This is a genomic window from Variovorax sp. RCC_210, from assembly GCF_041355175.1.
Classification (GTDB): Bacteria; Pseudomonadota; Gammaproteobacteria; order Burkholderiales; family Burkholderiaceae_C; genus Variovorax.
In genome coordinates, this window is the sequence record NZ_JBFUPJ010000015.1 from 148930 (window position 1) to 162217 (window position 13288).

Consider the following 13288-nt stretch of genomic DNA (forward strand, 5'->3'; position numbering starts at 1 on the left):
ATTTCTCGATCCCCAGGAGAAGAACCTTGAACAAAACCCTTATCGCCGCGCTGGTCGCGGGTTTCACGCTCGCCGGATGCGACGCGGACAAGAGGATCGCATGGACTGCTGCTGCCCGGTCCGCGCCAACGGTTCGCACCGTGGTGCACGACGGCCCCTTGGTCGTCGTTCCGGAGAACTCGCCGCTGCGCGTCACGATCCAGGTGGCTGCGGTCGAATCGCGTTCGGTGGAACGACCGATCTCCGCGCCCGGCAGCATCGAGGCTGCGCCAGAGAAACTCGTGAAAGTCACCTCGCCAGTGACGGGACGCATCGTCAAGTTGGAACGCGCGCTTGGCGACGCCGTGAAGACCGGCGATGCGCTTTTCACGCTTGACTCGGCCGACCTCGGCAGCGCCTACGGCGATGCCACCAAGGCCGATGCCACGCTGCGTCAGGCGCAGCGCGACTTCGCGAGGCAGAAGCTGCTGTTCGATGCCGACATTGCCGCGCGCAAGGACTACGAAGCGGCCGAGCTCGCTTTCGGCGCCGCTACCAGCGACGCGCAGGTTGCGCGGGGTCGCCTCGCTCAGCTCGGCGCCGGAGTCGGTGCCGCGTCGCATCGTGCGTACGTCCTGCGCTCGCCCATCAATGGCCGCGTGATCGACATGTCGGGCGCACAAGGCGGCTACTGGAACGACATCAACGCGCCGATCATGACCGTTGCCGATCTTTCGACTGTGTTCCTGACGGCCAATGTTGCTGAGAAGGACATCGCGGCGTTGCGTGTGGGCCAGAAGGCGCGTATCGACCTCAGTGCCTACCCCGACCAATCCTTCGGCGGCACTGTGAAGTACATCGGCGAAGTGCTCGACGCCGACACGCGCACCGTGAAAGTTCGTGTGGTCGTCGACAACCATCAGGGACTCTTTCGCCCGGGCATGTTCGCCAAGGTGGTGTTCTCGGGCGACGCGCATCCGGCGCTCACTGTGCCGGCCTCGGCGCTGGTGCAAAGCGGGCTCTACACCAAGGTGTTCGTCGAGAAAGCGCCCTTCAGTTTCGAGGCTCGCAGCGTCACGGTGGGCCCGGTCATCGGTGAGCACATCGAGATCTTGTCGGGGCTTCAGGCCGGCGAGCGCATCGCCGTGAGGGAAGGAGTGCTCCTCAATGATTGAGCGTCTCGTCACCCTTTGCTTTCGCCGGCGCGGCATTGCGTGGATCGTCTTCGCGTTCGTCGCGCTCTACGGCTGGGTCTGTTGGACGCAGTTGCCCATCGAGGCCTACCCCGACATCGCCGACGTCACCTCGCAGGTGGTCACGCAGGTGCCGGGCCTCGCCGCCGAGGAGGTCGAGCAGCAGATCACCGTGCCGCTGGAGCGCGCGCTGCTCAGCACGCCGGGGCTGCGTGTGCTGCGCTCCAAGAGCACCTTCGGCCTGTCGCTGATCGTCGTGGTCTTCAAAGATGGGGCCGACGGCTACTGGTCGCGCCAGCGGCTGCAGGAGCGCATCAGCGGTGTCACACTCCCCTATGGTGCTGCGCCGGGACTGGATGCATACACCTCGCCCATCGGCGAAATTTACCGCTACACGCTCGAGTCGAAGACACGCGACCTGCGCGAACTATCGGAACTTCAGTTCTGGACCGTCATCCCGCGGCTGAAGAAAGTCAGTGGCGTGATCGACGTGGCCAACTTCGGCGGGCTGACGACGCAGTTCATGCTGTCGCTCGACCCCGCGAAACTGGTGCAGTACGGCGTGACGCTGCAGCAGATCAAGGACGCCATCAATGCCAACAACGGCAGTGCCGGCGGCAGCCTCATGAACCGCGGCGAGCAAGCCTATGTGGTGCGCGGATCAGGCCTGATTGGCTGCTTGCAGGACATGGGCAACGTGGTGGTCACGGCCAAGTCGGGAACGCCGGTGCTGGTGAAGGACCTGGGCACGCTGAGTTTCGGCAACGTCGAGCGGCGCGGCATCCTGGGCAAGGACGACAACCCTGACAGCGTGTCCGGCATCACGCTGCTGCTGAAGGATGCGCAGGCATCTCAGGTGATCCAGTCCGTGCATGCGGCCGTGCAAGACCTCAACGACAACCTGCTGCCCAAGGACGTCAAGGTGGTGCCGTACCTCGACCGCGCGGCGCTCATCGACGCCACCACGCACACGGTCGGCAAGACGCTCATAGAGGGCATCGCTCTGGTCACGCTGGTGCTGCTGCTGTCACTCGGAAGTCCGCGCGCAGCGGCCATCGTCGCGCTGACCATACCGTTGTCGATGCTGATCGCCTTCATTTTCATGCGGCACCTGAACGTGCCGGCCAACTTGCTGTCGCTGGGCGCGATCGACTTCGGCATTCTGGTGGACGGCGCGGTGGTGCTGGTCGAAGGCATCCTGCGGCGGCGCGAGCAGGCGCAAGACAGACCCCTCACCCCGACCGACGCCATTGCCGCCACGGTGCAGGTGGCGCGGCCGATCTTCTTCGGAATGCTGGTCATCATCGCGGCCTACTTGCCGCTGTTCGCGTTCCAGCGCATCGAGTACAAGCTGTTCTCGCCGATGGCCTTCGCGGTCGGCTCGGCGCTGGTGGGTGCACTGCTGGTGGCGCTCACCCTCATTCCGGGGCTGGCGTACCTGGCGTTTCGCAAGCCGAGCCGCACGTTCCGCAACCGACCGCTGGAGCGGCTCACCGAGCGCTATGAAGTCTTTCTCGCGCGCGTGTTGGGCAAGACGCGTTGGGTGGTGGTCGCTTGCGGGATGGCATTGCTGGGCGTGGTCGGGCTGGGCAGCACGATCGGGCGTGATTTCCTGCCGTACCTCGACGAGGGCTCGCTGTGGCTGCAGGTGACGATGCCGCCGGGCATCACGCTCGAGAAGGCCACGGGCCTCGCCAACGAACTGCGCAAGGCCACGCGCGAGTTTCCCGAGGTCTCGTACATGGTCACGCAGACGGGCCGCAACGACGACGGCACCGACCCATGGACCGTGTCGCACATCGAGGCCAGCGTGGGGCTGCATCCCTACGGCACGTGGAAGTCGGGTCTCAGCAAGCAGGAGCTCATCGCCAAGCTGGCCGAGCGCTACAAGCAGCTGCCCGGCTTCACCGTGGGCTTCATGCAACCCATGATCGACGGCGTGCAGGACAAACTCTCGGGCGCGCACAGCGACCTGGTGGTGAAAGTCTACGGGGACAGCCTGGACGAGATGCGGCGCATCGCGGGCGACGTGGTCAGCGTGCTCGAGAAGGTGCCGGGGGCGGTCGACGTGGCCATCGACCAGGAGCCGCCGCTGCCCAACCTGAAGATCGAGGTCGATCGCGCGGCTGCCGCGCGCTACGGTATCAACGTGTCGGACGTGAGTGACCTCATCTCCACCGGCATGGGCGGGGCGGCCATCGGCCATGTCTACGTCGGCGAGAAGAACTACGACATGTCGGTGCGCTTCCCCGAAGTCACGCGCAACGACCCCGACGCCATCGCCGGCTTGCTGCTGACCGCACCGGGCGGCGCCAAGGTGCCGCTGGGGCAGGTCGCGAGCATTCGCACCGTGTCAGGTGAGACCACCATCACGCGCGAGTCGTCGCGCCGGCACCTCACGGTGAAGCTCAACGCGCGCAACCGCGATCTATCGAGCTTCCTGGCACAGGCGCAGTCGACCATCGAGCGCGAGGTGAAGTACGACCACCTGCGTTATCAGATCGCCTGGGGCGGCCAGTTCGAAAACCTCGAGCGCGCGCAAGCCCGGCTGATGGTGATCCTGCCGATGACGCTGGCCCTGATGTTTTTGCTGCTGTTCGCCGAGTTCGGCAACCTGCGGCAGCCGGCGATGGTTCTGCTGGTGGTGCCGTTGGCCATGCTCGGCGGCCTGGCTGCGCTGCACCTGCGCGGCATGACGCTGAACGTCTCGAGCGCGGTCGGCTTCATTGCGCTGTTCGGCGTTGCAGTGCTTAACGGCATGCTGATGATCTCGCAGATCAATCGGCTGCGCCGCGATGAGGGGCGGCCGCTGCGCGAAGCGGTGATCGAGGGTGCGCGCAGCCGCATCCGCCCGGTGCTCGTGACCGCCACTGTGGCCGCCTTCGGCCTCACGCCCGCCATGCTGGCCATGGGCCTGGGCAGCGACGTGCAGCGTCCGCTGGCGACCGTCGTCGTCGGCGGCCTTGTCACTGCGACCCTCTTGACGCTGGTGCTGTTGCCAGCGCTCTACCACCTTATCGAAACCCAGGCGGAGGCCGCTGCCAAGCGGCGCGCTGAAGCCGAGACCGCCGCGCAAGACGCGGATCTCCTGGAGCAGGCATGAAAAAGAACATCCATTGGCACCGCGTCTGCGTGGCGCTGCTTTCGCTGTGCACGGGCATCGCCTGCGCGCAAGGACCGGCTACGGTCACGACCACCGATGCGACGGCCGTCAATTTCGCCAACTATCTCGAGGCCGTAGAAAAGCACAGTCTGGATCTCGCATCTCAGCGCCAGTCGATCACCGCCGCCGAGGCTGGGGTGTCGATCGCCGGAGTCAGGCCCGACCCGAAGCTCACCCTCGGCTACGGCCCTAAAGAGTTCAGCAAAACCGTCGTGCTCAAGCCGCCGGTCAGCCGGACGGTCGCACTCGAATGGGAGATCGAGATCGGCGGCAAGCGTGACAAGCGAATCAGATTTGCCAAGAGCAACGTGAAGTTGACCGAAGCGAATGTGGAAGGCTTCAAGCACCAGCTCTATAGCGATTCGGCCTCAGCCTTCGCGGAAGCCTGCCGCACGCGCGAAGCGCTGGTGCGGCAAGAGTCCTCACTGCAATCGCTGTCCGAGGTCGTGCGAGTCAATGAGGTACGCCGCAAGGTGGGTGATGCAGGCGGGCTGGAGTTGTTGCAATCGCGGACTGAGCGAGACCAGTTCCAGGCTGGTGTGCTCAAAGCACGCGCCGACGCACAGGCTGCGATGCGGAACCTTGAGGTGCCGCTGGGACAGAATCTCGGCGAGCTGTTCGGGCAATCCCGCCTGAACTGCGAGTTCGTCGGTTTTTCTCCGGACGAGGACGTCGACGCCCTGATCCGCCAGGCGCTCGACGCGCGCGATGAGGTCCTGATCGCACGCGCGACCCTTAGCAGCACACGCGCCAACGCGGAACTGGTGCAGGCCAACCGATATGTGAACCCGACCGTGAAGTTGACGACCGGCCGCACGCCCATGGGCCGCAGCACCTTCGACGGCGACGGCAAGGAGACGCGTGGCTCGCCGGTCTCTCGCACGTTGGCCTTGGAGGTTTCGATGCCGCTCCCGTTCTCGCGCCTGCAGGACGGTGAAGTGATTCAGGCCGAGTCGGCGGTCACTCAGGCGATGCTGGGCCTGCGCGCAGCTGAACTCAAGACCGATGCCGAGGTTCACGCCAGCTTCGCGCAGTTTGTTGCCGCGCGCGAAAACCTGCGCCGTTACCGCAAATCGGTGTTGGCCGATTCGCAGAAAGTGCTGTCCGGAATTCGCCTGTCTTACCGCAACGGACAGTCCTCGCTGCTGGAGTTCCTTGCTGCGCAGCGTTCGGCCGATGACGCGTATCTCGCCTATCTGCAGGCACAGGCGGACCTGGCTTCAGCCTCTGTCCAACTCCAACTCAGCGTGGGCATGCGGCCTGCGCTCTGACAGCAAGGAGATTCGCTGTGGCTGAATTCGATCCCGGACCGGCTGTCCGTCTGCTCCATCACCGCCTGACGATCATCGTCCACGCCGACGCGCTGGGCGCTGCGCGCGACTCCATGCGCTGCGGTTTCTTCGACGCCCACTTGCACTGGCGCCGCGCGGAAGAGCAGCCCCTCGGCTTGCCGCCGGTGAAGTGGGCGCTGAGCGGCGAGTTCCAGGGGCCTTTGGGCACCGCGACGCGGCTGGTGCAGTGCCTGGCATTGCACCTCACCACGCTGCCTGTGGTGCTGGTTCGCCTTGAAACCTTGGGTGGTCTCGCGTCGCCCATCTCTCCTGCCTTCGCGTGGCGTGACGCCACCACATCCTTCCAACCTGGAGTGGTTGCATGAACGTCTTCAAGCGCTGGTTCAGTGCATCATTTCGCGATCGCCAGGCGCCTCGGCTTTTGGCCGACATGCGATGCTGGAGACGGTGTCCTGCATCGCATCCGCGCCCTGACTTCGCGTTCCGAGCGGACGCTGAACAGGATGAACAAGCCTTCGGTGATGTGTCGGGGCTGCGTCGAGGATAACCAGGGGGCTGCTGCAGCGCGCTCGCGAAGCATCGGATGCAGTTCACCACTCCAGGCAGGTGGCGAATTCCGTGCTCGACAGCTCAGCGCCGCGTGAGTGGAGGCGAGGCAGCGTCCGTGCTCGACAGCTTTTCCTGTTTGGACCTGAGAGTAGTTCCGCGTTGAACGCACCTGGCCACGCGGCAAGTCCAAGGACAGCTCTTACTCGCGATGCCAGCTCTGCACAGCATTCGTAGTCGGGTCACCCCACCGAAGAATGGTTGCGGCAACCTGTTTGCCGAGCTTGAATCAGGGCTCGACGGCTCGGCTGCGCCCTTCGTATGAACAAAAGAACTCTCTTCAAGACAGTCTAGGAATTCTGTCGTTTCCCCATCGGCTCACTTTTACTTTGGCGGAGAGCCTGTTCATCAACTCACCTTTACGCGAAAGTTCCACAAATGCTAGATGCAAAAAGAATCACTCCGGTCGTTATGTTCGCCCTGAACAGTTTGAAATTCAGGCCCGGCTGACTCACGTCGATCTGCCATGCTTGCCATGCCAAATGAGAGGCGACGATCAACATTCCGGCGAAGTACAAGGGCGACATGGAAAGAAGCCATCCCCCCAGTGTCCAAAAGAGCACCGTGGCCGCGTAGAACCCGCCGATCCATTGGCGGCCTTTTTCCGCGAAAAGTATCGCGGTTGAGCGAAGTTTGAGTCTCGCGTCGTCTGCGACATCGACATACGCATAGATCGTGTCGTAGCCGACTTGCCACGTGATCGCGCCAAGCCACATCGCGATCGAACCTGCTGGGACCGTTCCCTGTGTGTCTGACCACGCCATCAGCATTCCCCAGTTGAAGGCCGCACCCAATGGCACTTGTGGCCAGTGCGTGAATCGTTTGCAGAGCGGGTAAACAAATACCAGTGGCAGGAGACTGAGGGCGAGCCATCGAGACAACGGATTCAGAAATATGAGAAGCCCGGCGGCGAGTGCCAATTCCGCCAGCAAGAACATCAATGCCTGCCGCGTTCGTAACGCCCCACTGGCCAGTGGCCGAAAGCGCGTTCGCTCGACATGGGCGTCGAACTTCCGGTCCGCAATGTCGTTCGCGGTGGATCCGGCACTGCGCATGATGAGCGCGCCCAGGGAGAACACGACCAGCCGAAGAACATCGGGCATGCCGCCTGCCGCTTGAACGAGAGCTGCGAGGCAAGGCAGCAGGGTGAGCCATGTCCCTACTGGCCGGTCAAGTCGAGCAAGGCGTGCATATGGACGCCATCCTCTAGGCAGCCAGCGATCAACCCAGTTTGTGAACTGAATGTCGCTGAGGTCTGATTTCTTCAAAGGCGTTTTGATCATTCGTTCTATCTTGCGGGTGTTGACGAGTCCGATTGCGTCCAGCGCCGTAGTCTCTGCCGGTCTGCTTGATATCCGCTCCTGTTGCGCCAGGGCGTGATGCCGCGATGAAGCGGATTCCAGAAAAACGCGTGCCGCACCGCCAATTTCGACAGAAGTGCTGCTGCGACGCTCCGAAGGTCTTTCGCAAAGCCAGTGTGTTGACCCGCGCGACTGCAGATGCGCGAGCAGCGCATGCATATCTGCAGTTCGAGACGGCATCCGTGAAGATGTACGCAGCGGGGCTTCCCATCGCGTTCTAACGCAGGCGCTGGTGCCGGCTGCGCTCCATCGACAGCTGCACCAATTCCGGTGTCATTTCCAGACGGGACTGAGTCGGCAAGTGCCGCCCGCCGACGGTCACGGCTTGATTGGCGCAGGACGCGCTGCTGGCAATGTGTATCGCACCCGCAGGCGGAGAAAACGTGCCTATGTATCGGAACGCCTCTAGCTGCGAGATCCGCAAGGTCCCCACCACTCTCGCGTCGCTGGCGTGTCATCGGATGCACTTTTGCACCGGCCGAGTGCAGCACCGCCGCGTTGCCACAGCCGGCGACGACGCCTTCGAACTCGAATGCTGCCACCTCAGACATGCGCAGCTCCCGGGTGACCAAGGCAAAGCTCGCGAGCGCGAGGATCAGCGGCTATTTCGCCGACCGTTCCTCCGGTGAGCATCTGCCTGGCAACCTGCCCTAGGATGCGCCGCGAGAAACGAAAGCCGAGGTTCATATCGTGTTCGATGGAGAGAGCGCTGATGTCCTGGCAATTCGGCAAGGACGTCGAACAGTTCGCCGCTCTCGTCCTCCGGCACGCCGGCTGCAGGCTCGTCGAGCAGCAGGAGGCGAGGGCAGGCGGCGATGGTCAGAGCGATCGCAAGCATGCGCCGTTTGCCATCGGTTCCGATCGCCTGACTGCACTGCCCTGCTGATGATAGCAATATGAAATATGTTTATGTAATACTTGCCGGCAAATGGACTCGAGTATGGGATTCCCCAGATCACCCGCTTCGGCAACGAAGCCGGCGCTTTGCGCTGGGCCCGCCGAAATCGCGCGTCATGGGTGCGGTAGGGTCTGCATCGAGAGGTGCCGGACCAATTCTCTATCGGGCGCGCCGGCCATCGTGGCGCTGGTTGTCGTGACCCTGGGGAAGCAACTGCGGGTTTCGTTGAAGCTCGACACCTGTTGCCGCGGCGCAGAGGGTCCTCATCGCAACATCGGGTCTCGCTATGGACGCACTGGACGCGCGACGGCGAAGCCGAGGCCCCGGCCTTCGCACCTCTGAGGTAGATCGCATCCCATACGCACAAGACCAGGCGCAGCGGGCGGCCGCAACCAGCCCCTTGATGGTGACGTCGGTGCATAAGGCGTTTCGTGTACTCGGCGCGTTCAGTCGGACCGAGCCAAGGCTGACGCTCAAGCAAATCGCGCACAAGCTGTCCATCGACAAGAGCACGGCGCAGCGATTCATCCACACGTTGATCAGCCTGGGCTATCTCAGCAAGGACCCGGTGACGAAGATCTTGAGCGTGACCGTGAGCGCAGTGAGCTTGGCCCATGTCTATCTGTCCACCAACCCCTTGATCACTGCCGCCATGCCGAGTCTGGTGCAGCTGGGCAGGGAGACCGGTGAGACTGTCAACCTGGTGGTGCTCGATGGCTCCGAGGCTGTTTTCGTCTCGAGGATCCTGGGCAAGCACCTGCTGTCAACCGGCGTCATGATCGGCACGCGAATCCCTGCATTCGCCAGCGCGGCGGGGCTTGCCATGATGGCGGCGCTGCCGCAACCGGTGGTGAAACGCCTGCTCGAAGAGACCGCGTTGGGGCCCTTCACGTCCCAGACGGTCCACGAGCCGTCGCAGATTCTCGAGCGGCTGAGCGCCTGCCGCGCCAAGGGCTATGCCATCAGCGTGGGCGACTACATTGCCAACGACCTTTCGCTGGGAGCGTGTGTGAGTTCACAGGATGGCCGGTTGGCCGGTGCGATCTCGCTGTCCGTCTCGGGCGATCGATTCACCCCAAAGGAGATCGAAGGCAGGTATGCGAGGCTGGTCGCGGCGGCGGCCGGCTCGGTCGTCGTCTGAGTCATCGATCGGACCCGTTGGACCCGCGTCGGCGATGTGCGCACCAGGCGCCCACCGCCAGCAGTGCGGCGCCGCACCAGAACACGGCGAGCATGCCGACCGCCGAGCCAAGGCCGCCCAGGAGGGTGGGAAAGACCGTCTGGCTCACGCTGCTGATCGTGCCGCGCACGCCCGCTGCCTCGCCCACTCGGTCGCGCGGTGCAGCCCGGTACAGCAGGGTCATGGCCACCGGCTGGGCGCAACCCAGGCCCATGCCCACCATGCACGCGGCGAGCAGGAAGGCGCTGAAATCAGTAAGCAAGGGGTAGACGAAGAAAGCCACGGCGCAAAAGCACATCGCGGCAGCCATGACGGACCATTCGCCGAAGCGGATGGTCAGATGGGGAGCGGCCAGACGGACCGAGAACATGCCGGCGGCGAGGGCAGACAGGATGGCCGCAGCCGCCGTGGGGCTCAGGCCGGCCCGGATGCCTTGCAGCGGCGCGAAGAAGACGAACAGGTCCCAGCCCATCGAGAACAGCGCGCCGGCCAGGAAGACCGCACGCAAGCGGGCGTCCTTCAGCAGATCGAGCGACCCGAAGGCGGTGCGTGGCGCGGACGGCATGCCGGTGAGGGGGTACTTGCGCAGGCATGTTTTCAGGGTGAGGGCCGCGGCCATCAGGAACAGGCAGAAAAGAAGATACGGCGCGCTGTGGCCCAGCGCCTGAAGTGCCGCGCCGGCGATCAGCGGCGCAATGAAGCCTGCCACCGAGGCCGCCATGGCAACCAAGGAGAACGCCCGGGTCATGTGCTCGGCCCGCGTGAGCTTGGCGATGGCATTGTTGATCGCCGCGAAGACCGCCATGAACCCGGTACCGACCAAGGTCCCCGAGAGGTAGAGCGTGGGCAGCGCAGGCACCGCCGCGGCAGCCACCGCGCCGGCCAGCATCATCGTCAGTCCGCTGCCGGCGACAGGCGCGCAGCCCAGCCTGTCGGACAGCCTGCCGATGCGCACCGAGAACAGCATCGGTCCGACGGTAAAGGCAGAAAGGAGCAGGCCGAGCTGCAGTGGCGTTGCGCGCAGGAAGAGGGCGTGCAGCGTGACCGCGAACCGAATCCCCGTGTAGGCGATGTGCGTCAGCAGCAGGACCGCCACCAGCATCCGCGGGACAGGTCGTCGCACGGCAGGCGCCGATGCCGATGGTGTCATTCGGCGATCCGATCCCTGTGGCGGCGTCGGCCGGCGCTCTCGACCATGCGCGGGACCTACCGTAGCCTGCGGCGGGCCCACTGCAGACGCAATGCGTCGAGCGCACGCAAGGGCATTCGGGCCTCGATGGCGGCCGCCAGCTGATGGTCCAGCTGCACGATTTCGTCCGCCTCGTACAGGATCTCTGCAACTCTCGCGCGGGGCAGGACGACCACACCGTCGTCATCGCCTACCACCACGTCGTTCGGGCTGACTTGCAAGCCGCCGCACTCGATCTCGATGTTCGACTCGCCAAGGCTCAGCAGCTCCGAATAGCCCTGTACGGAAACGCCTTTCGAAAAAATCGGAAAGCTGCGGCTGCGCTGCACCGCGACATCCCGCACGCAGCCGTCCGTGACGATGCCTGCCAGACCCGAGTGCTGGGCGAAGCACGACATGTTCGCGCCGCTGATCCATCGCGGGGCGCCGACCTGGACGACCAACACGCTGGCGGCAGGGGCGGCTGCCATCACGTCATAGAAGCTGCCCGGGCCTGCGGGCCCGGATGTCTTGCTCACGAAACGAACGGTGTAGGCGGGGCCGACCACCTTCATTCCGGGCGCCAGCGGCGCGACGCCGGCCAGGCCGGCATCGATGCCCAGCCGCCTGGCCGCGTCGTACAGCGTCGACGTTTCGTGTGTTTCCAACCTGGCGTGGCTTGTCATGAGGACTTGCTTTCCGCGGGCGTTCACCGCGCTCAGGCCCAGTGCCAGCTGCCGATGTTCCAGGTGTTGCAGGTGACATTGGGATTCGAGCGGTAGCCCACCAGCTTGGCCTTGGTTCCCTCGACGGGCTGCGTCTGGCAGATCGGCAAGATGACCAGGTCGTCGCGCAGCAGAGCCTGGATCCTGCCGTACGCCTCCTTGCGCTCCGCGCGCTTGAAGCTTGCCTGTGCCACCGCCAGCAGCCGGTCGACCTCAGGATTCTTGTATTGGTAGAAGTTCTGCCCCGAGCCGCCCTGGGCGGGAATCGCCGCAGAACTGAATCGCTGGGTCGGGTCCGGATCGGCACCGGTACCGTAGGTCGAGGACAGCAGCAGGCAGTCGAACTGCGACTTGGTGTAGTACTCGCCGAAGACCACCGCCGCCGGCATGGTCTTGATCTGCATGGCGATGCCCAGTTTGAGCCAGTCCTGCTGGAGCAGTTGAAGCACCTGCTCGCGCTGCGGGTTGCCCGAGACGGTGGCTGCCGTGAACTCCAGCCGCTGGCCTGCCTTGGCGCGTGTGCCATCGGCGCCGCGCACCCAGCCCGCTTCGTCCAGAAGTCTGTTCCCGAGTGCGAGGTCGTAGGCGTGCTTGGGCAAATCCGGATTGAATGCCCACGATGAACGCGGCGTGATCGATTCGGACTCGGTCGGCAGGCCGTAGTAGACCGAATCGATCAGGGCGCGCTTGTTCATCCCCGCGTACAGCGCGCGGCGCACGGCTTTGTCCTGGAAGATGGGCTTGCCCAGGTTCATGGCAATGCCTTCGATCTGGGAGAACTTGATCTTCTCGACCTTGCGATCGCGAAGCGAGGAGGCTTCCTTGACGTACTGCGACGCAATGCCGTAGTAGCCGATGTAGTCGATCTGGCCGGTCTTGAACTGCGTGTAGAGCATGTTCGAGTCAGGGATGTAGTTGAAGATCACCCGCTCCACGTACGGGCCATCGCCGAAGTAGTCCTTGTTGGCCTCCAGCGTCACACCCTGGCCGGCCACGCGCTTGCCCCACTTGAACGGCCCGGTGCCGATCGGCGCTGAATTGAAAGGCGCGGTGTTTGGATCGGTGGTCGCGCTCAGCACGTGCTTGGGAACCACGAAGGTCCAGGCCAGCAGGGCGAGGTAGGGCGCGTATGCCTTGGACATCTTCCATGTGATCTCATAGGGATCGGTGATGGAAATATCCTTCACCAGGCTGTGGCCCTGACGGGTGTAGGCCTTGAAGCCAACGTTGTTGATCAGGTCCAGCGTGTACTTCACATCCTCGGCGGTGAATTCCTTGCCGTCATGCCACTTCACTCCCTTGCGCAGCTTGATCTTCCAGCTCAGGCCATCCGCCGAGATGCCGCCGTTCTCCAGGCTCGGCACTTCGACGGCGAGCTCGGGCGTCAGCGTGCCGTCCGGTTCGGCGCGCCACAGGGGACTGAACAAGGCGAACCACACCCCCTGGTCGACTTCCACGCGGGGCATGAGCGGATTGAAGACGGTCGGCTCCTGCGAGACGCCCACGACGATCTGCCCTTTCTGTCCCTTGGGCGCGGGCGCTTGCGCCATCGAGAGGCTCGGCAGCATCAACGCTGCGGGCAACACCAGCACCGATCGGCGGGAGACACAACGCAAGCCATCCGACGCCCGATCCTGAGCAACAAGTTCCGTGGACATGATCGATCCTTAATATAAAGTATTGGATTACAATATCGCGAATCTTAGGCAATTGGATTCCCGAG

General features: G+C 64.0%; 9 protein-coding genes and 1 pseudogene. 5 read left to right on the plus strand and 5 right to left on the minus strand.

What is annotated here, in order from left to right; translation table 11 throughout:
* The first annotated feature begins 26 nt into the window (after positions 1–26).
* The 4 genes from AB6807_RS31505 to AB6807_RS31520 are packed head-to-tail and all read left to right on the plus strand — an operon-like array spanning position 27 to position 5992.
* Entirely contained in the window at positions 27–1154 is a 1128-nt protein-coding gene (locus AB6807_RS31505) for an efflux RND transporter periplasmic adaptor subunit (RefSeq protein ID WP_371087649.1), read from the plus strand.
* Positions 1147–4275 carry an efflux RND transporter permease subunit gene (locus AB6807_RS31510; protein WP_371087650.1) on the plus strand — a complete coding sequence of 1043 codons (3129 nt, stop codon included), beginning with the start codon at positions 1147–1149 and terminating at the stop codon, positions 4273–4275. The genes AB6807_RS31505 and AB6807_RS31510 overlap by 8 nt, the downstream gene beginning before the upstream one ends.
* On the plus strand, positions 4272–5606 hold the full coding sequence (locus tag AB6807_RS31515) for a TolC family protein (protein ID WP_371087651.1): 1335 nt from the start codon (positions 4272–4274) through the stop codon (positions 5604–5606). Before AB6807_RS31510 ends, AB6807_RS31515 begins: the two co-directional genes overlap by 4 nt.
* A gap of 17 nt (positions 5607–5623) precedes the next feature.
* Complete coding sequence (locus AB6807_RS31520; protein ID WP_371087652.1) at positions 5624–5992, plus strand: hypothetical protein; 369 nt, start codon at positions 5624–5626, stop codon at positions 5990–5992.
* Between the two features lie 600 nt (positions 5993–6592).
* Here AB6807_RS31520 and ubiA read toward each other — a convergent pair.
* Together ubiA and AB6807_RS31530 are read right to left on the minus strand one after the other, a co-directional pair.
* The gene (gene ubiA, locus AB6807_RS31525) at positions 6593–7516 is read right to left on the minus strand and encodes a 4-hydroxybenzoate octaprenyltransferase (protein WP_371087709.1); all 924 of its coding nucleotides are present in this window, start codon (positions 7514–7516) and stop codon (positions 6593–6595) included.
* Positions 7517–8137: 621 nt separating this feature from the next.
* Positions 8138–8444, minus strand: a pseudogene (locus AB6807_RS31530) (ABC transporter ATP-binding protein); the annotation flags it as partial.
* Positions 8445–8895: 451 nt separating this feature from the next.
* Here AB6807_RS31530 and AB6807_RS31535 point away from each other — a divergent pair.
* Positions 8896–9633: an IclR family transcriptional regulator gene (locus AB6807_RS31535; RefSeq protein ID WP_371087653.1), complete on the plus strand. Its 738-nt coding sequence runs from the start codon at positions 8896–8898 to the stop codon at positions 9631–9633.
* A gap of 1 nt (position 9634) precedes the next feature.
* Here AB6807_RS31535 and AB6807_RS31540 read toward each other — a convergent pair whose 3' ends face one another.
* The 3 genes from AB6807_RS31540 to AB6807_RS31550 form a co-directional block, all read right to left on the minus strand.
* A complete protein-coding gene (locus AB6807_RS31540) occupies positions 9635–10774 on the minus strand; it encodes an MFS transporter (protein ID WP_371087654.1) in 1140 nt (379 codons plus the stop codon).
* A 104-nt stretch (positions 10775–10878) separates the two neighbouring features.
* On the minus strand, positions 10879–11526 hold the full coding sequence (locus tag AB6807_RS31545; protein WP_371087655.1) for an RraA family protein: 648 nt from the start codon (positions 11524–11526) through the stop codon (positions 10879–10881).
* A 32-nt stretch (positions 11527–11558) separates the two neighbouring features.
* Positions 11559–13223 (minus strand): peptide ABC transporter substrate-binding protein, encoded by a 1665-nt coding sequence (locus tag AB6807_RS31550; protein WP_371087656.1) that lies wholly within the window; start codon positions 13221–13223, stop codon positions 11559–11561.
* Between the last annotated feature and the right edge of the window lie 65 nt (positions 13224–13288).